The sequence below is a fragment of the Arthrobacter sp. 01T428 genome (assembly GCF_056398685.1).
This window is the reverse complement of sequence record NZ_JBFTPW010000002.1, coordinates 100,929-121,995: the sequence shown is the minus strand read 5'-3', so window position 1 is coordinate 121,995 and position 21,067 is coordinate 100,929. Positions and strand designations below refer to the sequence as shown.

Here is a 21,067-nt window from a genome sequence, read left to right as displayed (position 1 = left end):
TTTCAGCCTTCCTGTGCGCCTGCCGCGCGTGCACAAGCACGGCGCAGGACCCTGCGGGTGAGTTCATCGGCCAAGTGCCGTTTGTAGTCGACCGGCCCGCGCTGGTCGTCCACGGGGTGGCAAGCGGCTGCTGCGATGCGGGCAGCCTCGGCGAACAGGTCTTCCTGCGGCTGCTGTCCGCGGAGCACGGCTTCGGCCTCGGGGATAGTGCCGTCCAGCCCGACCGCCGTGAGCCCGATGGCGGCCTCCTCCACCGTGCCGTCTGCGGAAAGCCCGACGGCGGCCCCGGCCGCGACGACTGCCCAGTCACCCACCCGGCGCTCCACTTTTTCATAGGCGCTGCCCGAGCGCGGGCGGATCGTGAAGCGGACTTCGTACAACAGTTCGTTTTGCGCCACGGCGGTTTCGTAAGGGCCGCGGTGGAAATCCGACATCGCGACGATCCGTTCGCCGTCGGGCCCGCGGATCACGGCCTCGGCGCGCAGGACATCGCAAACGGTAGACAGGTCTTCGGCCGGATCCGCTTGGCAGAGCGAGCCGCCGATCGTTCCACGGTTGCGGACCACAGGGTCCGCGATCACCTGCTCGGCGTCGCGGATTATCGGAAAGAGCTCGGCGACTTCGGCTGACTCGAGGAGCGCCGTGTGGCGGGTTAACGCGCCCACACGCAACTGCTCGCCTTCCCTGCGGATGAATTCCAGTTCCGTCAGGTCGTTGATGTCGATCAGCCACTCCGGACGCGCCAGGCGGAGCTTCATCATCGGCAGCAAGCTGTGCCCGCCGGCGATGATGCGCGACTCGGGACCGTGGCGTTCGAGGAGGGACAGCGCGTTTGCGACGTCGCTCGCGCGCTCATAATCAAATGGAGCCGGAATCTGCATTGTCCACCCCTTAGGGGCCAGACGTCCTGCACCTCGTAGGACGCGGACCTATGATCAGTCTTGCCCGCGTCATTGTGGGTGTCAACATAGTCAAGGGGCAAGATCACAGCCATTTTGACCCGAAAAAGAATTTCCCAGGCAGTGTCCTTTTCGCGACGTCCCGCCCGTCGTCATGGTGTATCAACCGAGAAGAAGGAGTCATCGTGGAGTACATGCTTTTCATTTGCAACGACCCGGCAGCGCCGGAATACGTCGCCGCCGAGGACAATATCGTTGAATGGGTGGCCGAGATGGAAGCCCGCGGCGTAACCCGTCACGGTGACCGGCTGCGTCCCGTCGAGGACGCCACCACCGTCACGGTGCGGGCGGGCGAAGTGGTTGTCTCGGACGGGCCGTTTGCGGAGACAAAAGAGTGGATCGCGGGCTACGACGTCATCGCGTGTGCCGATCTCGATGAGGCCATCGAGGTGGCGTCCAAGCATCCCATGGCACGATTCGGCAAGATCGAGATCAGGCCAGTGTGGCCGCTCGGGCTGTAGCGGTTCGCCCGGCGTCCGGCGTCTTGAGCGGGGAGATGAAATGGCGAGAGAACTGACGGATGCCCGGACCGCCGTCGAGGCTGCCTCCGCCGAGGAGAACGCCCGGATCACCGCAACCCTCATCCGGGTGACGGGAGACTGGAGCCTGGCGGAGGATTGCGTTCAGGACGCGTTCGCAAAGGCATTGGTCGACTGGCCGGAGCACGGCGTTCCGCGGAACCCCGGGGCTTGGCTGACCACAGTGGCGAGGAACAGGGCGATCGATCGCATGCGGAGTGCGGCCAGCGAAAAGAGGGCTGTCCGTGAACTCGCGATCATCGCCCAACTCGAAGGCCTGGGGGATGGGGGCAGCAATGATCCGGGTGCGGAAGACGACCGGCTGCGGCTGATCTTCACCTGTTGCCACCCTGCCCTCCCGCTCGACGCAAGGGTTGCGTTGACGCTGCGTACCGTCGCAGGGCTGACGACGGGTGAGATTGCGCGTGCGTTCCTCGTCTCGGAGGCAACCATGTCAAAGCGGCTGGTCCGTGCACGGGCCAAGATACGTGACGCAGGAATCCCGTATCGGGTACCGCCCCCGGAGCTGAGAGCCGAACGCACGTCCGGGGTCCTGGCGGTCCTCTATCTCATGTTCAACGAAGGCTATTCCGCCACGGGCGGCGACTCCTTGATCCGGGAGTCCCTTGCGCGGGAAGCGATTCGCCTCAACCGCTTGCTCGTTTCGTTGCTTGCCGGTTCACAGCAGGAACCGGAGGCCATGGGCCTCCTCGCGCTCATGCTGTTCCACCATGCCCGGCGAAGCTCTCGAACGGACGCGGCGGGGGACTTGGTGACGTTGGAGGAGCAAGACCGCGAATCGTGGGACCACGCTGAGGTTGCCGAGGCCGTTGCGCTCCTTGCCGCTGCCGAACGGCTTGGCATTTCACACCGATCCCGGCCAGGGAGCTACCGTGTCCAGGCCGCTATTGCGGCATGCCATATGACCGCCCGCACCCCAGGAAGTACAGACTTCGCCCGGGTGGCCTTGCTGTACGACTCCCTTGCGCAGATTGCGCCGTCGCCGGTTGTCGAACTCAACCGTGCTGTCGCCGTCGCAATGTCCCAAGGTCCGGAGGCCGGGCTGGCCCTCATCGAGCAACTGGACCGATCCCGCTCGCTCGAGGGGTACTACCTTCTGCCCGCCGCGAAAGCGGACCTCCTGAGGCGGCTCGGCCGAAGGTCGGAGGCGAGGGACGAATACCAGCGGGCCCGCGAACTCGCACCATCCGAGGCGGAACGCCGCTACCTTGGCAAACGCCTGGCGGAGACTGGTTCTGCGTCCTCGTCCTCATCTGAATCCACGCCGAATAGCAATGCGACATCCGCCGTCAAGGAGAAAAAATGAAACATCTCTTGCTGATTCAAAACAATTTCGACGCCTGGAACGCCCTTCCAGAGTCCGAGATCGACGCGATCATGGAGGCGCACACCTCCTTGCAGCAGGAACTCAGGGCCTCCGGAGAATTTGTGGAGGCTCATGAACTCGGTGAAGAAGCGAAGTTCGTGAGAAACAACGGCAGCGGGCCTACGGTGACGGACGGCCCGTTCATCGAGACGAAGGAAATCGTGGCCGGCTACTACGTGGTTGACTGCGTGGACATGGCAAGGGCTGTGGAGATCGCCGGCAAGTTCGGAGAGGCCAGGCTGTGGCCTATCGAGGTACGACCCATGGACCCGTGAGCGATCCGGAGAGCGTTGACACTGTTCCGGGCCGCGAGGAGACTTTTTTCTGGGGATGCCTCGCCGAAAGGAGCCCCAGATGTCGTGGCACGTCGAGGGTACGTATTTTGAGAATTGCAACTGCGACATGGTCTGCCCGTGTTCCACTTCAGGGCTGACCGCACCGGCGGATAACGATCGATGCAACGTGGCCCTGGCCTTTCATGTGGACACAGGTGAGGTAAACGGCGTCGACGTCGGTGGCCTGACGGTCTGCGTCGTCGCCGATACGCCTGCCCTCATGAGCGACGGGGGATGGAAACTCGGCGTGCTGATGGACGCCGCCGCCTCACCCGAGCAAGCCGAAGCGCTCGGCGCTGTTTTCGGTGGCCAGCTCGGCGGACCAATGGAGGGCCTCACACCCCTGATCGGTGAAATGGCGGGAATGGAATCCCTGGAAATCGCCTACACCGAAGACGGTCGTTCGCACCAGGTCCGCGTCGGCAGTGCCGTCGACTTGGCCGTTGAGGACTTCGTGTCTCCGATGGATGCCACAGGGCTCGGAGTGAAAATCAGCGGGGTAGGATTCCCGGCGGACACCTTGGCCGCGGGCACAGCCAGCACGGCCCGCGTGGACGTGTTCGGGATGACCTGGGACAACGCCGGAAAGAACTCCTTCTCCGCTCCCTTTGCCTGGTCGGCCTAGGTGCCGCTTCCTGGACGCTCGCTCGCTTATACGGTCAAATTCCACGACGCTCGCTCTGATATGTCGTCAAATTCCGGGACGCTCGCTCACATCATGTGAGCGAGCGTCGACGGAAAACACCCTAAAAAGTGAGCGAGCGTCCCGGGACGCGAAGCTTAGTCAAGCGGTCCGACAACCCGGTGCGCTTAGCCGTCCACCCTCGTGAACGGCAAGACGAGCCGCGACTGGTGGGTGGCGTCGCGGTAGATCTTGTGCGTGACGGGGCGGCCTACCGGCAAGTGGAAGGCGTCAGGCGGGAGTAGTGCGTTGTGCTCGTCGGCCAGCGGCTCATCGTTGGACAGTTCAACCGTGAGGCGATGACCTGCCTTGAACGTGTTGGCGAACGGGTAGAGGCGCAGTACGTACTCCTCGATCGTCCCGGGCTCCACCGGCACTGATCGGGTGTGCGGGTGGTAGGGGTTGCCCTCGGTAGTCCGTTCGTCCAGTTCACGGTGCGATGCCTTGAGGTAGCCGGTGGTGATCAGCTGGCGTTCCCCGTTCGGCGCGGTGTCCCAGAGGCGCAGGATGAAGTTTGTGTCGGCCTGGTCGATTTCCGCGAAGATGTGGGCGGCGCCTGCGCCGATCAATTCCGTGTCCTGCTCGAACGGCTGGGTGCTCCACGAGAGGATCTCCACCTTGTCGGTCACCGTCAACGGGGCTTGGTAGAAACCGTCCGGGACGGCGTACTCGGCACCCATCGGCTCCGGCTCTTCCGACAGCTTGTGGCGCGGCCGGAGATAGAGGGACTTGTACTCGATGTCCTTCGGGGGCCACTGCCCGGCGGTCACCACTTCGCGCGAGCCCTCCACGAAGACGCTGACGGGCGGCTCGTCCATGACCCCGTTGTCGATGCCTTTGATCCAGTAGTCATACCACCGGAACATTTTGTCGTGCTCCTCGATGAAGGGGCGTGATTGCATGGGCGGGTAGGGGCCGATGGTCAGCTTTTTCGGGCCCTTGAGTGCGTTGTACAACTCGATGGTGCCGTCAAGGGTCCACCCGCGGCCTTGGTCGAGCTGCAGCCAGACCGGGATGTCGATGTTCGGGGCCAGCGTGATGGGGTTGCGTTCTTCGTACCATTCACCGTCCAGTTCGTTCATGACGATGTCGAACCAGGCCTCGTGGTTCTTGGGGTAGTTCAGTACATGGACCAGGTTCGGCCAGGCCGCGATGTCCGGATCCTCGAGGCGCTCGGCGACGAGCTTCTTGAGTTCCCCTGGAGAATGCTTCTCGATCATGCGGGACTTCACGTTGTCGGTGAACGCCCAGCCCGAGTCCCCTCCGCGTCCTTCGCGGGCGGCACGCGGCATGAACCACATGATGCCGCCGTGGTACGTCGTTTCATAGAAGTCGTAATGGCCGCCGGAGACGAAGATCGCCTTGAGGTGCGGCGGACGCTCGGCGGCGGCCAGAACCTGCATCGAACCGAAGTAGGAGATGCCCACCATGCCGACGTTCCCGTCGCACCATGGCTGCGCGGCGACCCATTCGATGAAGTCGTAGGCGTCCTGGCCAAGCGACACACCGCCGGCGTTGTAGTTGCCGATGTGCTCGCCGCCCGAGAAGCCCGAGCCTCGGAGGTCGCCGATGACATGGACGTAGTCCTCCTTGACGATCCTGGCGATGTCCCCGGCCTCGATGCAGCCGTCCCACATGGGGCTGGGACGCCGCTGCGGGGGAGCGGTGAGGGCAAGGGCCTGCAGCTCCTTGCCGTACGGACTGAGTGCCACCAAGGCCGGGCGCGGCTTGTTTTCGGGGCCGTGGTAGGCGTCCGCGGCGAGCTCGACGCCGTCCCGCATCGGGACCCGAAGGTCCTTGCGGACAGCTATGGATTGCCCGCTTGCATCCAGGAACTGAAAGTCATCCATGAGTGTTTACTCCTCGTCTTCGATCAAATGGTCCAGCGACGTGCGGTACCCGTGGAGGGTGGTGAAGAACGGGGAAGGCTCCAGCGTGGGGTCCCCGTCGTATCCAAGGTCCTCGGCCACGCGGGTGAAGGGGGAGTAGGGCGAGTCCGTATCCTGCAGGCCGGATGCTATGCAGCCGTAGGCCGCTTTGCTGACACGGGCCTCGATGTCCAGGCTCCCTTGGAGCGCTTCCCTGGCTTGTCCGGCGTCGAGCTCCACGCCGTAGGGCGTGCCGTCCCTGCGGCGGTACGGGTGCCCCAGGTACAAGTGCCGTGGACGGACCTCATCGCGCAGGTACTCAAGGCTCGAGCGGTAGGCGGCCGGGTCCACGAACCCCGGAAAGCCGTTTGCCGCGCCGTGGATTTGGACCGCGTCGCCGACGAACACGTCATTCTGCCCGTCGAGGACGTAGGCCACCGACCCCGGGGTATGGCCCGGAATCGAATGGACCGAAACCGTGGCGCCGCCGCCCAGCGGGATGGTCTCGCCGCCCCGCACCAACAGCGTCGGCTCCATCTCGCCCGAGATCACGGCATTCGTGGCCGCGGTGAGCTTCGCCTCGCCGTCGGGATCCTGCAGATACTGCGCCCGCCCGGAAAGGTATTCGTCCACATGGGCCCGCCGCGAGCGCAAGAACGGTGCGTCGGCCTCATGGATGACCACTTGGGCGCGCCGTCCGGTGAGCTCCCACAGGGCGTAGGCGCCGCCAATGTGGTCGATGTGTCCATGGGTCAGCAGGATCCAGCGGACGTCTTCGATCCGGCGTCCGATTGCCTCCAGTGCCGGCACCATGCCGTCGGCGGGGGAGGATGCGATCCCCGTGTCGACGATGGCCGGTTCGGCGGCGTCGATAAAGAAGCTGTAGAGGCCGAAGCGGCCCCACGGGGAGACGAGGGGATGTACAGCAAGCTGCTTCGTCATTGGCCGGTCCTCGCGTTCAGGAATTCGCCCGTCTCCTCGAATGCCCGGTACAGCTCCGGTATCCAGGAGAAGTGCTGGACAAAACCATGATTGGCGCCGGGGTAGCGGGTCACTTTTGTCTCGACGCCGGCCTCCGCCAAGCGCCGGCCATAGAGTTCGCCCTCGTCCCGGAGGGGATCGTGCTCGGCGGTGATGACCAGCGCTGCCGGAAGCCCGGCGAGATCTTCCCGCTTGACGGGGGAGACACGGGGGTCTGCAGGGTCGGCCCCGTTCTCAAGGTAGAACGAGTTGAAGGGTTTGAGGCCCGCCGTCTCCAGCCCGTATCCTTCGGCGTTTTCGCGCAGTGAGGGGTAACGCTCGACGTCGAAATCCAGGTCCAGCGACGGGTAGAACAGGACCTGGTGGGTGATCTGCTTGAACCCGTCGTCGAGGGCTTTCGCGGCGACGGCGGCAACGAAGTTGCCTCCAGAGCTATCACCTGCGACGGCGAGGTTCTTCCCGTCCCACTTCAGGTTTCCGCCCTTCCCGGCCGCCCAGCGGACCACGCCGTAGCAGTCGTCAAGCCCTGCAGGGAACACGGCCTCGGGAGCCAAACGGTAGCCAACCGAGATGACCTTGTGTCCGGTTTCCTTCGCCAGGGCGCGTGCCACGTAGTCGTGGGTGTCCAGGCTGCCCAGGAAGAAGGCGCCGCCGTGGAAGTACACCAGCAGGCCATAGGAGTCGGCCTCCATCGGCGTATAGATCCGCACCGGCACTTCGCCCGACGACGTGACAGCCGTGGCGTCGTCCACCGAGTACAGCGGTAGCCGCTCCGCCAGCGGCGGGACCTGGGCTGCCTCGCCGGCGCGCATGGCTCGAGGGTCCAAGGGCGAACCATCGGGTGCCGGCAAAGTGGCCAGGACCTTGGCGATTTCCGGATGGATGGCCATGGCGTTCATGCCCTCGCTTCTGCTGTTACGGGCGCGCTGGCGGGCTTTTGCGACGTGGGCTTCTGACCCGGGAAGACATCGTTGACCTCTTCCTCGCTCCAGCCTTGACGGGAGATGCGCTGCAGCTCATCCGTCACCGGCTTGCGGGTTGCCTGGAACAGGGCCAGCGCCTCCTTGACCGTGGCGGCCTGGGTGAGCGCGTCGGCGAGTGCACCTGCGTCCTCAATGGCCGAGTTTGCGCCTTGTCCCTGGTGGTGCAACATGGAGTGCGCCGCGTCGCCCATGAGCACCACGGAGTCGGTGTGCCACGAGTCGACCGGGTCGATGTCGTAGACGGCGCGGACATTGACCGTGTTCATGTCGAGGCCCCTTGTGATGTTCACGATGCGCTCGTCGAATCCGCTGACGGTTTCCAGGAGGCTTTCCTTGCTCACCTTCGGCGCCCAGGTACCGTCCGGGTTCAGGGCAGTAATGTCGAAGGACACCTGGTTCCGGTGGCGAAGCGGCAACAGGTAGACCTTGGTGCCCTTGCCGATGTACATCCGTAGGTTGTCGTCAACCACCAGGCCGTGGGCGTCGTCGGCGGAAATGACCACACGGTAAGCGTGTTCTCCCGAGAACACGGGGCCTTTGTCGCTGAAGAGCTGCTCGCGGACCACGGATTTGATGCCGTCGGCACCCACCACGAGGTCTGCCTCGACGGTATTGCCGTTCGTGAAGCTCAGCACGGAACGGCCGTCCATTTCCTCGATCTTCTCGAGCTTGTGGCCCAGGTGCACCATTCCCTTCGGGAGCACGCCGAGCAAGGCCTCGATGAAGTCGCCCCGGTGGATGAGGTAGGTGTGGGCCTGCTCGCCGAACTCCGGCCATGTGTCCTTCAAGATCGGTGTTCCGCTGGCCGTGAGGATCTCGAAGTAGTCGCTCGGCGAACTGACCTTGGCGATAGCATCGAAGATCCCCCACCTGCTGAAACGGTCCATGGTGGCGGGACGTAATCCAATGCCGGCGCCAACCTCCCGCATCTGCGACGCTTGCTCGTACACGTTGACGTTCGCACCGAGCAGGCTCAGGGCTTTGGCCGCAGCTGCGCCCCCATACCCTGCGCCGACGATGGCGATGTTGAGGTTCTTGATGTCTTCAGCCTTCATTGTTTGGATCACTTTCTTGACTCTTCCTTGGCCTGGGACCAAGTCTGGAGAAGCGGGTAGATTGTGGTGCCCGTCCGGAAGTCAGGCGTCCAGCGACAGGAAGCCGGCCGGGTTGTCTTCGAGCAGGAGTTTGAGAGTGGCGTCGTCGATTCCCGCGGCGCGCATGTCGGGGATCATGTCCTCGAAGATGTAGTTGATGGTGTGGCCCTTGACCCCCGGCCAGCCCAGCGGGCTGCAATTCGCGTCCGCCGAAACGAGCAGCTTGTCTGCGTAGCCCTTTTTCACGAGGGTCACGAAGTGCTGCATGCGTTCGGCGCGCTTGCGGCCCCAAAACGGGGGGTCCGGAAGTTCGAGGTCGTAGCCGAAGGTATCGAAGCCGATTCGGCCGCCCTGCTCGTAGATCCAGTCATGCGGGGTGATCGGAGCGTTCAATCCGTCGTCGGCGTGGCCGAAGAGCACGCGGTCCAGGGAGAGGCCCTCTTCGTTGAAGATGGAAACCGCCGGCTCTGGATCGATGGCCAGGTGGGTCAGTATTGGCGCACCGGTGACGACGGCGGCGCGGGCCGCGGACCGGTAGATTCGTTTGTCCAGCTCTGTCATTCGTCCACCGCGGCTCACGCCCACCTTGATCACGCCGGCTTTGGCGCCGGTGTTTCCGATGCCCACGGTGATCTCGTGGATGAACACTTTCGCGAGGTAGTCCACGGTGGCGCGGGAGAAATGCGGCAGGGCGGTGTCGCCGCCGACGAACCCGGTGCAGGCCACAATGTGCACCCCGGTCTTGCGGGACAGGGACTTGTAGTAGTCGACGTCACGGCCGTTGCAGATACCCGTGGCGTCCACTAACGTGCCGCCGCCGTATTCGCGAAACTTCCGCAACTTCGGCACGGTTTCTTCATAGGCCTGTTCCGGGGTCTTCCACCATTTGCTGTCGAGTTCGGACCCGGGCATGCCGTACCCGATGTGTTCGTGGACCGCCACGATTTCCAGTTCTTCGGCCGGAATGGTTCCCAGCACTGTATTGACCTTGGTCATTCGTTCACCTCAGGGGTTCTCAAGCTTGTTGCGGGTGGGCGGGTGCTTAGCGCACGGTCAAGAGATTGCGCGGATTGTCCACGAGGATGCGTTGGGCGTCTTCGTCACTCAGGCCCTGGGTCTTGAGGTGGGGCACGAACGTGGCCACCACGTGGCTGTAGGGCAGCTCGTACTCCGGGAGGCCCTTGGCCACTCCGATTGAGTTGCCCGAGAGGATGATCTTGCCGGCGTGGCCGGCGCTGACGAGTTCGAGTACCAGTGCAGTGCGTTCCTGGTCGCTGAGGTAGCCCGGATGGTCGTTCAAGCCCACGTGGTCGATGCCGACGAATGCTCCACGGCGGGCCACCTCAATGGCCGTTCCGGTGGCGTCCTTGCGGTCCAGGTCACCGACAAGCACCCGCTCGGCCCCGATCTGCTCTTCCAGGACGATGTCCAAGTCGTGCAAGGCGTCGGCGCCGAAGCGGATGGAGACCGGAATACCTGTGTCCCTGGCGGCGCGGGCGGAGCCGCGGAACAGGCTTTCCTCGGTGGGGGTCAGCCCGGCACGGTCGGCGATGGCGGCCACGATGCCCGCGGCGGCGCGGCGTTCAAGCCGGGGAACCACCATCCCCTCGCTGACCTCCCTCCCGAAGAGATCGGCGAACTTTTCGGCCGGCCACGGGGTGGGCGGGTTGGTCTGTGGCGTCAGGAAGTACCCGCCGAGTTCTTCCTCCGGGCCCAAGCCCGTGGAGGCCACGATGTGGACGCCGGTGGAGCGGGAGAGTGCCTCGTAGAGTTTGAGGTCGCGGCCGTGGAACATGCCGGTGCTGTCGACGATCGTTTGCCCGCCGAACCCACGGAACTCCGTGAGTTTCGCAGCCAGGGCCTCGAAGATCTCCGCCCGGTCCATCGAGATGTCGGGAGCGTACTGGGCGCCCGGGAGCACCGACAACAACGCTTCATGGACCGCAACGACGCCCAGTTCAGAAGCAGGTACGGGGCCCAGGACCGTGTTGACGGTTTGCCCGGCGGGGGCATCAATCACGTCGGCGGTGCCGGTGAGGGTGGTGTGACTCACGGGGGTCTTCTCCCTTGAAGATCGGATGTTGAATGCAGGGACGCCGCGCAGTGTGACCGCGCCGTCGCTCCGTTGCGATGCAGCCAGCATCACACTTTCCTTTACATACTGTCAAGAAATTTATACAAGAGAATTTTCCTTGACATGCTGTAAGAATTAACTCCACACTGTCTCATACAGTCCCCATGAACCAGATCGAACAGAAACAAGGGAGTTTCATCGATGAGTCAAACCATTTCGGTAGCGAGCCGCGGCTCTGTACGGGCCACTTTCGTGGCCGCCTACAGCGCTGTCACCCTCGCGCAGATCACCAACGCGTTGCCAGGGGCCCTCAGCGGCACCTTTGCCGTGGAATTCCACACCTCGGGCGCTGGCCTGACCTGGATCGCGGGCATGTTCCTGATGGGCATTGTGGTGTTCGAGCTCAGCTGGGGACTGCTGGGCGATATGTTCGGGCGCAGGAAGCTGCTCTATGTCGGCGCTGCCGTCAGCGTCATCGGCTCGGTCATGGCCGCGATGGCGCCCTCCACCGGCGTGATGATCGTCGCGCAGGCCATCGGCGGCATAGGGGCGGGCATACTCTTTCCCATTTCGCTTTCCATGATCGCGGCGATCACCCCCGACCACCGCGCCCGGGCGAAGGTCATCGCCACCTGGGCAGGGTTCCTGTCACTGGGCGCGGTGATTTCCCCGGTGCTTGCCGGGTTCACTGCGCAGTTCTTCACCGTGCCCGGCGGTGGACCAGGCGCCTCGAACGCCTTCAGTGGCTGGCGCGCGGCCTATTTGATTGCGGCCGCTGTTGCCGTCGTCGTTCTTCTCATCGCGGTCCGCGCGAAAGATTCCGCAGCCGCCGAGGGGCGCAAACTGGACATGCCCGGCCAGCTCACTCTCGCCGTCGGCCTCATTGCCGTCCTTTACGCCACGGTGACGGCGGTCGACGCCGGCTTCGGCAGCGCGCAGGTTATCGCAAGCTACATCGCCGGCGGAATCCTGCTCATCGCTTTCATCATCATCGAGTCGCGCACCGCTCAGCCACTGATCCACCTCTCGCTGTTCAAGAACAGCTCCTACTCGATCACCGGGATTGTGGCCGTCACCGGGATGTTCGCTTTCCTTGCGATCTGCTTCAGCACGAGCGTCGCCGTCAGCGGCCTGGCCCTGGCCGAGACCTGGAAGGTCGGAGTTCTATTCGTCTTCATCCAGGGCCCGGCATTCGCCTTCATCCCGGTGGTCGGGTGGCTCATCCACCACGTTGCCCCACGCTGGGTACTGACGGCCGGCTTCGCTTTCATGGCCGTTTCCGGGTTCTGGCTCTCCACGTTCGCACTCGGCACCCCGGAGACTTTCGGCGGCACGCCGTGGACAGCATTCATTCCGCCTCTGCTCGTGCTGGGTGTCGGCTTCGCCCTCACGGTCGGCTCCGTTACCGCAGTGGCCATCAACACCGTCCCGGCCCAACAAATAGGCATGGCGTCCGCCACGACGAATCTCCTGCGCGACCTCGGCTTCGCCCTCGGTCCTGTGATCGGCTCGGCCATCGCCTTCGGCATTGGAGCCACAGTCTTCGCTGGTCCCCTTGCCGGCATCCTCGGGGCGGCCGGAATGCCCGCAGATGCAGTGGCCGGACTGGTGCACGTGCCGCCGCTTGGTTTCCTCTCAGGCTGGGACGGCATCGTCGCCCAATTCTCCGGCCAGGCAGCGGGAGGCGGTGCTCCGGCCCCGGCGGTCGATGGCATGGTCAAGGCCCTCGCCGCAGCCAAGCCGCGGATCCAGGGGGTCGCCGGGACGTCCCTCGGCGAGGGTTTCCAGACCGTCTATCTCTGCGCGGGCGTCGCGGCGACCCTCTCCGCCGTTCTCACCCTCTTCATCTCCGCACGGTCCTCAGCGCCTACCGCCGATGCCATCACGGAGACCACCGAAGCAAGCGCCGAGGCCGCCGTCTAAGACCTCCGGCACTGACCCGACCACTTACTATCCACAAGGAGAACCCCGTGACCGCACCTATCGAGTCAGACATCGACATCTGGGCTGACGACATCCTCGTCGACCCCTACCCCACCTATGCCGCGCTCCGCGAGCAGGCTTCCGTGGTCCACCTTCCGAAGAACGAGCTGTACGTCCTGACGCGCTACGACGCCATCCGCAATGCCCTCGGCGATCCGGCGGCCTTCTCGTCCACCAGCATCGGATTCAACCCGGTGGTCAACGAGGCACTGCAGGGCACCTCCCTTGCCTCCGACCCGCCGATCCACACGCAGCTCCGCGCCACGCTGTCCCAGAACCTCACCCCCCGGGCCCTTCGCGGCCTCAAAGTCGTCATCGACGAAAAGGCGGACAAGCTCGTCGCGGAACTGGCCACCAGTGGCGGCTTCGAGGCCATCGATGCCCTGGCCCGGGCCTTCCCGATCGAGATCGTCGCCGATCTTGTTGGTTTCAGCGGCCACGTCAAGGACAACATGCTGCGCTGGGGCCAGGCCGCGATGCAAGTCATCGGTCCACTGAACCAGCGCACCCAGGAGAGTTTCCCGATCGCCGGCGAATTGTACGGCTGGTGCTCCTCGGTCACCGCGGATGACCTCGCTCCGGGCTCGATCGGCCGCGGCATCTTCGACGCCGAGACCCGCGGTGACATTCCCAAAGGCTCAGCAGGCCACATCATCCACCAGTATCTTGGAGCCGGCGTCGACACGACCATTGCCTCCATCGGCAACATCGTCGCGCTGTTCGGCCGCCACCCCGATCAGTTCGAGCTGGTCCGGGAGAACCCGGAATTGGTTCCCGCGGCGTTCGCCGAAGTGCTGCGCTATTGGGCTCCGGTCCACATCTGGGGACGCAAGGCCACGCGCGACGTGGAGATCGATGGAGTCACGATACCCTCAGGTGCCCAGGTCGGCATCCTCTTCGGCGCGGGCAACCGGGACCCGCGCCACTACGCGAACCCTGACACCTTCGACGTAAGACGAAACCCCGTGGACCACCTCTCCTTTGGTTATGGACCGCATGGCTGCGCCGGCCAGGGCCTCGCGAAACTCGAGGCACACGCGATCATCGAAGCGCTTGCCCGCAGGGTGAAGACCCTGGCCCTCTCCGATGAGGTCCGCGAGCCGAGCAATATTACGCGGAGCTTCGAGGTTCTCCAGGTTGAGAAGGTAGTGGCGGCATGAGGATCGAACTGGACCGTCCCCGCTGCGAAGGCCACGGCCTGTGCGAGGAAGCCGCGCCGTCGCTGATGCACCTGGATGACGACGGCGAATTGGTCATCGATGTGCCGGACGTGGAGGGTGCCGGGCTTGATGCCGCGAAGGCTGCGGTCAGGGTTTGCCCGGTCGCGGCGCTCCGATTGGCTGCGGCATGACCATGCGCAGGATTGTGGTGGTCGGCAACGGCATCGCCGGACTCACAGCATGCGACTCGCTGCGCGCAGCGGGCTTCGACGGCGACTTGACGGTGGTTGGCGACGAGCGCCACCAACCGTACAGCCGTCCCGCCCTGTCGAAGGCGCTGCTGCACAGTGTTAACGGGAGCAACGCCGACGCCCTCCAGGCCCACGAGCTTCCCGAGCCGGGCCACGGAGCGAGCGAGTTGCTCGGCGTCAGCGTAACGGGGCTGGACGTCGACTCCAGGCTGGTTCATCTGGACGGTGGCGATGAATTGCCGTTTGACGGCCTCGTGATCGCCTCCGGTTCCCGGGCGAGACGCCTCAGGGAGGGAGCGCAAGGGAAAGGCTCCTCCAGGGAGCTCACTTTGCGCACCATCGAGGATGCGATCCTGCTCAGGGAGCGACTCGCATCGCTTCCTTCGGTGGTCGTGATCGGCGGCGGGCCGCTCGGAATGGAGGTCGCATCGGGCTGCCTGCACCTTGGCTGCGAAGTCACGCTCGTTTCCGACGGCAAGCCCCTCGCGCGCCAGCTCGGCGACTACCTGGGGCATATGTTCACCTCCTCTGCCATCAGGCAAGGCCTACGAGTGGTTGTCGGCGGGAAAGCCCGTCTAATGGAGTCCGACGCCGGGACGCGGGTTGTCTTGGCCGACGGCACCGAGCTTGAAGCGGATCTGGTGGTCACCGCCGTCGGCGACGAACCGAACACCGATTGGTTGGCCGGAACCCGGCTCCTCGTCGATGGCGCGCTGCGGGTCGATACCCGCGGCCGGCTTCGGTCGGATATCGTCGCCGCCGGCGACGTGGCGTTCTACCCGAGCAGTCGCGGGGTACGGCGGGTGCCCCTCTGGACGAGCGCGATCGACCAGGCGAAGGCCGCCGCCGTCGGGCTGCTCAAGGGCGACGCGGCGCCCGAGTTCACTTTCCAGCCGTACTTCTGGACCGAGGCCTTCGGCCTGTCGCTCAAGTCGGTCGGCTTCACGCCCATGGTCGGCGCACCGGACTACTGCGAGCCGGGGGAGGACAGCGACTCGATGCTCTTGCGCTGGGAGGACAAGGACGGCTCCGGGACCGCTGTGGCGATCAACTACCGGATCCCCGTCCCGAAATTGCGCCGACTGGCCGACGCCGGCCCGTCACCCAGGACCCTCGCTCACATGATGTGAGCGAGCGTCGGCCGGAAACACCCCAAAGGTGAGCGAGCGTCTGGAAGGGGACGGCGCGACGGCGGAACGGCGGCGGAAGGGGGCTTCGCCGCCGGGGAGCTGACGCCCCCGCCCCGTTGGCCATCCACCAGGACGCTCGCTCACATATATGGCCATCCACCCAGGACGCTCGCTCAGGTCTGCTGCCAAACACCAGGACGCTCGCTCAGGTCTGCTGCCAAACACGTGGGCGCGTGCGTTCTTTACGGCTTGTCAGCTCGCTTGGCGACGCGCATCCTTTGCTCTTGCTCCGCACAATTGCCGCACACCACGGTTAGGATTGACCCATGTCGTCGTTGCGAGAAGCCCAGAAGCAGCTGACCCGCGACGTGATCGTCGAACGGGCACTCGAACTCTTCACAGAGAAGGGCTACGCGGCAACCACGATCGACGAGATCGCCGCCGCTGCCGGCACCACGAGGGTGACTTTTTACGCGTACTACCCCTCGCGGAGCGATCTGATGAGGGACTTCATGGCGCGCGTCAACGCCGTGCTCGACCGCGCGGATGGTCCCGACAGTGCGTCGACCGCCGTCGAGCTCGTGGACGTGGTGCGGGATGGCAAACTGCCGGGAATCCTTGCCTGGCTCGAGTCGCGCGCTGCGCTCTGGCCGGTCTTCCGTCCGTACCTCGACGTCCTCGACGAGGCTGCTGCGGTTGATCGCGAAGTGCGGACATTGGTGGAGGGTTGGCATGAGGAAGTCATCTCCGACCTTGTCCGCGGCATGCAGCTGGCCGGGCGCTTCCCCGAAGAAACGCACCACATCCGTGGAACACTCGCCTTCACCCAGCTCGACTACGTCGCCACTCTCTGGACGCGGCGCAAGCTCGAGCCAAACCGCGACCACGCGCTAGAAGTGCTCGCCGACAGTTGGTACCACTTGCTCTGCGACGCAGGATAATCAAGCTCCACGCAGCTGCCCAGCTGGTCTTTGCGCTTCACAGGAGTAGCGTTTGCTGTGGCTGACGAGAGGGGTCCACATGAGCTACAAGTATCGAACCGTCAGGGTTCGCGGCACCGAGTTGGTAGGAACCATCGCCCGAAAACACGGCAGCGCGCCGGAGATCTACGAAACCTCGAAGGACGCGAACACATCGGTAGTTCCCGTGTTTTTCCAAGCGACCGGCGAGATCCGATTCTTCGACAGGTCAGTCCTTGAAGACGTCGTGACGCCGGCCAGCTAGCAGCAGTTGCGCGTCTCGGAACTGACCAGAGACGTTTGATGCCAGAGGTCCTGCGACTTGTGGTCGTGGGGCATAGCTTTTGTGGCCCACACTTGGCAAGTGCGTACTTTTGGTGTTGAAGAAGAATTCCTGATCGTAGATCCTGACAACGGCAGTCCCGTGCCCCTCGCCGGCGATATCGTGCGCCTTCATGGTGCCGGTCCCCAGGGGGTGGCTCCTCCTTTCGGCCCGACGTTGGCGATCGAGCTTCAGCAGGAGCAAATCGAAGTCATCACCTCCCCGCACAGCAGCCTGAGTGCCCTCGGCGCTGAAATACGTGCCGGACGCTCTTACGCAGATTCGCTGGCCCGAAGGGCGGGCGCGAGAATTGCAGCCCTCGCGACGTCGCCGCTGGCGATCGCTCCGCATGCAACAAACACCGAGCGCTACGACGCCCTCCTGGAAAAGTTCGCTATGACTGCCAGAGAGCAGCTGACCTGCGGATACCACGTCCATGTTTCCGTTGACTCGGATGAGGAAGGCGTGGCAGTGCTGGACCGGATCAGGTCCTGGCTGCCGGTGCTGACTGCACTGAGCTCGAATTCACCGTTCTGGAATGGGTCCGACAGTGGTTACGCCAGTTTCCGGACCCAAGCTTGGAACCGATGGTCCAGTGCCGGTCCCACCGATGTCTTCGGATCTGCCGCGGCCTACCACTCTTTGGTGGCCGACCTGTCGGCAACGGGAGTGATCATGAGCCCGGATTTCGACGCTCGCCTGTCTGCCCGGCACCCTACGGTCGAGATCCGTGTCTCGGATGTTTGCCTTGATGCCCGGGATGCCCTGCTGATCGCGGCCTTGGTGCGTGCCTTGGTGGATACAGCCGCCAGGGAATGGAAATCCGGACAGCGTCCGGACATGGTTTCTGTCCCCGTCCTGCGCCAGGCCACGTGGCGGGCCAGCCGGTTCGGCCTGCACGGCGAGCTGCTCCACCCGAGAACGCACAAGCCCGCCACAGCAAGGCACGTCCTTGCCGCACTCCACTCCCACGTCCGCGATGCCCTCGAAGGGACCGGGGACGCACACTACGCCAACGAGGGACTGCAAAGGATCCTCAGCCAAGGCACGGGAGCCGCGCGGCAACGGCAAGCCCACCAACGCACCGGCAGTCTTGCCGGCGTCGTCGCATATGCAACGGGCGTCACCCACCTCGAACCCATTGATCACGAACGCACCGACCAACCGTACTTCGCGGCGGCCTCGGGGACTGCCGCGCTCGTGGCGAGCTAGCCGTCGGCCGAAATTGCGGCTCCATCGGAGCTCGCCGTTAGGGTGAGGCATGAGCGATAAGGGCAAGAGCTCCGACCGTTCTTAGCGCACCGTGCCTGAATGCACGACGGCGGGGCGTTCAGTGCCGGAGCCACCACCAGGAAGGAATCCAATGACTGAAAGCAACAATTCGCCGAGCAAACGCACGATGTCGGCGATGTGGTCCGACGGCCTTGGCCGGGCAGGGATCCGTTCAGGGCAGATGCTCCTGGTCATCACCCTGGCATCGGTGATTGTGTGGGCGATGACCAGCGTTCCGCTCGTCATGATCCCGGTCACAATCGCGCTCATTCTTGCCTCGGCAATTTCGCCTCTTGTGCGTTGGCTGACTGCGCACCGGTGGCCCCGGGCCCTCGCCGTCGCAGCGTCGTTCGTGGGGATCCTTGCAGTCTTCGGCGGAGTCATCACCGGAATCGTCTTTCTTATCAGGGCGCAATCCAAGGAGCTTGCCGTGAAATTCACTGCCGGCATCGAGCAACTGCACCAATTCCTGAACAACGGCCCCTTCAAAGTCAGCGACGAGCAGCTCCGATCCGTGGCCGATTCCATCCAGCGCTTCTTCACGAGCAGTAGCTTCGGCGCCGAAGCGCTGACCGGCGCGCGGACGGTCGCTGAAATCCTGGCCGGCTTGGTTCTTATGGTGGTGATCCTGTTCTTCTTCCTCAAGGACGGCGAGAAGATCAGGAACTTCCTCTTCGGATTCCTTCCCGCGGCTCACCGCGGAAAGGCCCACCTGGCCGCGGAACGAAGCGCCGTCGTTCTGGGAGGATACGTCCGCGGCACGGCTCTGATCGCAGCAGTGAACGGCGTGATCATAGGAACAATGCTGGCCATCCTCGGCGTCCCGCTTGCCCTGCCTCTGGGCGTTTTTGTGTTTATCGGCGGGTTCATTCCCATCGTTGGTTCCACCGCTGCGGGTACCCTCGCCGTGGGTGTCGCCGTGATCTCGAACGGTCCGGTGACATCGCTCATCGTCCTCGCTGTCCTCATCGCGGCAAACCAGCTTGAGCACCATTTCCTCCAGCCCGTTTTGATGGGCAAGGTGCTGAGCATCCACGGACTGGCCATTTTGCTCGCCTTGGCCATTGGCACGATGCTCGCAGGCATTATCGGGGCCTTGTTAGCCGTACCGACTGCCGCCGTCGCGTGGACTGCCATCAAGACGTGGACCGGGCGCGGAGACACGGCGCCCGCCGGGATCGGCCCCGCCGACGGAACCGCGGCCTGAAAAGGACTCACACAGCCAAAGCCCGATCCTAGGGCGGCACCCGGTCTTACGCTTGCGCTAGGAGCTCCTCGCGCAGTTGCTCCAGGTGGGACGGTTGTTCTGCCAGGGCCCGCGTGGTCGGCGGGGGACTGGGTGCCCGGACGCCCGCGAGGGGGTCGTCGGTGCGGGGGACGGCGAGTCTCAAGGCCCCGCCGACGTCGGGCGCCGCGGCATCGCGGCGGGTGAGGGCCGGCAGGTTCCAACGATGTTCGATGGTCGCAAGGATGCTCGTGTGATCGAGCGGGACAGCGCCGGAGGCCCGAAAGACGGTGCCGGCGGGGATGAGCGGACTGATCAGCACGGTAGGCACCCGCACCCCGAAGCGGGTGAAATCGAAACCGAATTCCCCCGCGGCGTCGTCCGGCGGTGTCGCGCCCCATGGCGGGGCGACGTGGTCGTAGCAGCCCCCGTGTTCGTCATACGTGATGATGAGCAGCGTGGGGCCCCGAGCTGGCCCATCGCGAACGGCGCGATAGACGTCGAGAAGGAATTGCTCACGGAGAGCGACGTTGTAGTTGGGATGTTCGCTGTTGCCCGTCGAGGACCAGGACGGCTCAAGGAAAGCGTATGCAGGGAGCTTCCCTGCTGCCGCGTCGGCTTGGAAGTTCGCGAACAGGCCAATGTTCGACGGCGGGGCGTGCCGGGTGTCGTCGAAGTCGAGTTTCGTCAGGGGCGACTTGGTTTCGCCGTAGATCTTCCACGGGATGCCGTGGTTGCCCAGGTGCCCAAAGATGCTCGGCACGGTGAACCGCTTGGCCTTGTCATCCAAGTTGCCCTGGCTGGTGCCGGCGCAGGCGAAGGCCCGGTTAGGCATCGTCATCGTCGGAGCGGACGCGAACCAGGCGTCGCAGACGGCGAATCCCTTCGCCATCGCCGACAACACCGGCAGCGTCTGCGGGGTGAAGCAGCCTACTCAGTGCCGGTCAGGCCCTCGAACGGGTCCCCCGAAGGCGAAACATTGCCGGAATCGGCATAGAGGTATCCGAGCATGTGATCGAATGAGCGGTTTTCAAGCATCAAGACGACGATGTGCTCGACGGCGTTAAGACCAGTTGCCGCCACGGTGACCATCCCCTTCGGAAAGAGTTCCTGTCCGTGCTGAACAGTCTCCCACGCCGCTGTGCCGGTGGAAATGCCTTCGACCCGGTGCGGCTCAGCCGGGAATAGTGGCCATGACGCGTTCGCCGTTGAAGTATTCGAGATGCCAGCCGTCAACGGGATGGTGGTGGGCAAGGTTGAGCACGGCGTTGTCGATGCTTTGCAGAGTGCGGCCCACCGCACGGCCGAGGCTCACGCGGAGGAGCGTTCCGTGGGCGACCACCAGGACGCGGCGGCCGTTGAACTCCTTGGCCAGCGCTTCCAGCGCAGCCAAGCCGCGGGAGGCTGCCTTGTCCTCGCTTTCCGCGCCGCGGAAACCGCCGGGGATGCGCAGGGCGTCCAATTCAGGTCCTGCCTGCAGGCCCTCGGCAGGTCCAAAACGGCGCTCAGTGAGCTCCGGCACGCGCCGGTCCACGGTGAGTCCCAGCCCTGCGGCGATCAGCTCGGCGGTCTCCGCAGCCCGGCTCAGCGGCGACGAAACGATGGCGTCCCACTCGTAGGCGGACAGGACGCCGACGGCGTCGCGCGCCTGGCCGCGGCCGACGTCGTTCAGCGGTATGTCGGTGGATCCCTGCAGCCGGCGCTGGGCATTCCAGTCTGTCTGGCCGTGGCGTACGAGGGCGAAGGTAGTGAGGGGCATGCCTTCCATTCTGCCCTGAACCCAATCCGCGGACAGCCAACGCCCATGCTTCGGACGGTCTTCGTCCTGCAGGTGAACGCGGCATGAAGCTTCGGTCAACAGGTGCCTCGAAACCCGGAAAACCT

Annotated in this window: 21 protein-coding genes and 1 pseudogene; 12 read left to right on the top strand and 10 right to left on the bottom strand. The window is 64.5% G+C overall.

Translation table 11 applies throughout. The features are described from left to right. Window positions 1-2: 2 nt before the first annotated feature. A complete protein-coding gene (locus AC1DJB_RS04595) occupies window positions 3-881 on the bottom strand; it encodes an FAD binding domain-containing protein (RefSeq protein ID WP_476909973.1) in 879 nt (292 codons plus the stop codon). A 212-nt stretch (window positions 882-1,093) separates the two neighbouring features. Here AC1DJB_RS04595 and AC1DJB_RS04590 point away from each other — a divergent pair, with 212 nt between their 5' ends. The 4 genes from AC1DJB_RS04590 (at window position 1,094) to AC1DJB_RS04575 (ending at window position 3,824) form a co-directional block, all read left to right on the top strand. Further along, on the top strand, window positions 1,094-1,420 hold the full coding sequence (locus tag AC1DJB_RS04590; protein ID WP_113990748.1) for a YciI family protein: 327 nt from the start codon (window positions 1,094-1,096) through the stop codon (window positions 1,418-1,420). A gap of 40 nt (window positions 1,421-1,460) precedes the next feature. Then, complete coding sequence (locus AC1DJB_RS04585) at window positions 1,461-2,804, top strand: RNA polymerase sigma factor (protein WP_332602254.1); 1,344 nt, start codon at window positions 1,461-1,463, stop codon at window positions 2,802-2,804. Next, complete coding sequence (locus AC1DJB_RS04580; protein ID WP_059389936.1) at window positions 2,801-3,139, top strand: YciI family protein; 339 nt, start codon at window positions 2,801-2,803, stop codon at window positions 3,137-3,139. Before AC1DJB_RS04585 ends, AC1DJB_RS04580 begins: the two co-directional genes overlap by 4 nt. 79 nt (window positions 3,140-3,218) lie before the next feature. After that, on the top strand, window positions 3,219-3,824 hold the full coding sequence (locus AC1DJB_RS04575; protein WP_476909972.1) for a DUF1326 domain-containing protein: 606 nt from the start codon (window positions 3,219-3,221) through the stop codon (window positions 3,822-3,824). Window positions 3,825-4,009: 185 nt separating this feature from the next. On the opposite strand, the gene AC1DJB_RS04570 is transcribed toward AC1DJB_RS04575, so the two are convergent. The 6 genes from AC1DJB_RS04570 to AC1DJB_RS04545 form a co-directional block, all read right to left on the bottom strand. Continuing rightward, window positions 4,010-5,731, bottom strand: a complete 1,722-nt coding sequence (locus AC1DJB_RS04570) for a CocE/NonD family hydrolase (RefSeq protein WP_441437486.1) — start codon at window positions 5,729-5,731, stop codon at window positions 4,010-4,012. Window positions 5,732-5,737: 6 nt separating this feature from the next. Continuing rightward, on the bottom strand, window positions 5,738-6,691 hold the full coding sequence (locus AC1DJB_RS04565) for an MBL fold metallo-hydrolase (protein WP_441437485.1): 954 nt from the start codon (window positions 6,689-6,691) through the stop codon (window positions 5,738-5,740). Then, on the bottom strand, window positions 6,688-7,629 hold the full coding sequence (locus tag AC1DJB_RS04560; RefSeq protein WP_441437484.1) for an alpha/beta hydrolase: 942 nt from the start codon (window positions 7,627-7,629) through the stop codon (window positions 6,688-6,690). Before AC1DJB_RS04560 ends, AC1DJB_RS04565 begins: the two co-directional genes overlap by 4 nt. Further along, window positions 7,626-8,780, bottom strand: coding sequence for an FAD-dependent oxidoreductase (locus AC1DJB_RS04555; RefSeq protein WP_332602250.1), 1,155 nt, complete (start codon window positions 8,778-8,780; stop codon window positions 7,626-7,628). Before AC1DJB_RS04555 ends, AC1DJB_RS04560 begins: the two co-directional genes overlap by 4 nt. A 69-nt stretch (window positions 8,781-8,849) precedes the next feature. Continuing rightward, the gene (locus tag AC1DJB_RS04550) at window positions 8,850-9,803 is read right to left on the bottom strand and encodes a phosphotriesterase family protein (protein ID WP_441437483.1); all 954 of its coding nucleotides are present in this window, start codon (window positions 9,801-9,803) and stop codon (window positions 8,850-8,852) included. Between the two features lie 46 nt (window positions 9,804-9,849). Then, the gene (locus AC1DJB_RS04545) at window positions 9,850-10,860 is read right to left on the bottom strand and encodes a phosphotriesterase family protein (protein WP_476909971.1); all 1,011 of its coding nucleotides are present in this window, start codon (window positions 10,858-10,860) and stop codon (window positions 9,850-9,852) included. A gap of 222 nt (window positions 10,861-11,082) precedes the next feature. Between AC1DJB_RS04545 and AC1DJB_RS04540 the strand changes: the two genes are divergently transcribed. The 8 genes from AC1DJB_RS04540 to AC1DJB_RS04505 all read left to right on the top strand — a co-directional run bounded on the left by AC1DJB_RS04540 (window position 11,083) and on the right by AC1DJB_RS04505 (window position 19,165). Then, window positions 11,083-12,804, top strand: a complete 1,722-nt coding sequence (locus AC1DJB_RS04540) for an MFS transporter (RefSeq protein ID WP_441437481.1) — start codon at window positions 11,083-11,085, stop codon at window positions 12,802-12,804. 47 nt (window positions 12,805-12,851) lie between these two features. Beyond that, entirely contained in the window at window positions 12,852-14,024 is a 1,173-nt protein-coding gene (locus AC1DJB_RS04535; RefSeq protein ID WP_441437480.1) for a cytochrome P450, read from the top strand. After that, the gene (locus tag AC1DJB_RS04530; protein ID WP_059389941.1) at window positions 14,021-14,215 is read left to right on the top strand and encodes a ferredoxin; all 195 of its coding nucleotides are present in this window, start codon (window positions 14,021-14,023) and stop codon (window positions 14,213-14,215) included. The genes AC1DJB_RS04535 and AC1DJB_RS04530 overlap by 4 nt, the downstream gene beginning before the upstream one ends. After that, window positions 14,212-15,405 (top strand): NAD(P)/FAD-dependent oxidoreductase, encoded by a 1,194-nt coding sequence (locus tag AC1DJB_RS04525; protein ID WP_441437479.1) that lies wholly within the window; start codon window positions 14,212-14,214, stop codon window positions 15,403-15,405. Before AC1DJB_RS04530 ends, AC1DJB_RS04525 begins: the two co-directional genes overlap by 4 nt. 326 nt (window positions 15,406-15,731) lie before the next feature. Further along, entirely contained in the window at window positions 15,732-16,346 is a 615-nt protein-coding gene (locus tag AC1DJB_RS04520; RefSeq protein WP_284989104.1) for a TetR/AcrR family transcriptional regulator, read from the top strand. 79 nt (window positions 16,347-16,425) lie between these two features. Next, window positions 16,426-16,629, top strand: coding sequence for a hypothetical protein (locus AC1DJB_RS04515; protein WP_059389943.1), 204 nt, complete (start codon window positions 16,426-16,428; stop codon window positions 16,627-16,629). A gap of 99 nt (window positions 16,630-16,728) precedes the next feature. Continuing rightward, a complete protein-coding gene (locus AC1DJB_RS04510) occupies window positions 16,729-17,898 on the top strand; it encodes a glutamate--cysteine ligase (RefSeq protein WP_306959986.1) in 1,170 nt (389 codons plus the stop codon). A 151-nt stretch (window positions 17,899-18,049) separates the two neighbouring features. Further along, complete coding sequence (locus AC1DJB_RS04505) at window positions 18,050-19,165, top strand: AI-2E family transporter (protein ID WP_306959984.1); 1,116 nt, start codon at window positions 18,050-18,052, stop codon at window positions 19,163-19,165. Window positions 19,166-19,211: 46 nt separating this feature from the next. On the opposite strand, the pseudogene AC1DJB_RS04500 reads toward AC1DJB_RS04505, so the two are convergent. From AC1DJB_RS04500 to AC1DJB_RS04490, 3 genes and pseudogenes are all read right to left on the bottom strand, one after another. Continuing rightward, window positions 19,212-20,102, bottom strand: a pseudogene (locus tag AC1DJB_RS04500) (alkaline phosphatase family protein); the annotation flags it as partial. A gap of 11 nt (window positions 20,103-20,113) precedes the next feature. After that, the gene (locus tag AC1DJB_RS04495) at window positions 20,114-20,266 is read right to left on the bottom strand and encodes an alkaline phosphatase family protein (RefSeq protein ID WP_476909970.1); all 153 of its coding nucleotides are present in this window, start codon (window positions 20,264-20,266) and stop codon (window positions 20,114-20,116) included. A 91-nt stretch (window positions 20,267-20,357) separates the two neighbouring features. Then, window positions 20,358-20,942, bottom strand: coding sequence for a histidine phosphatase family protein (locus AC1DJB_RS04490; protein WP_284989100.1), 585 nt, complete (start codon window positions 20,940-20,942; stop codon window positions 20,358-20,360). Between the last annotated feature and the right edge of the window lie 125 nt (window positions 20,943-21,067).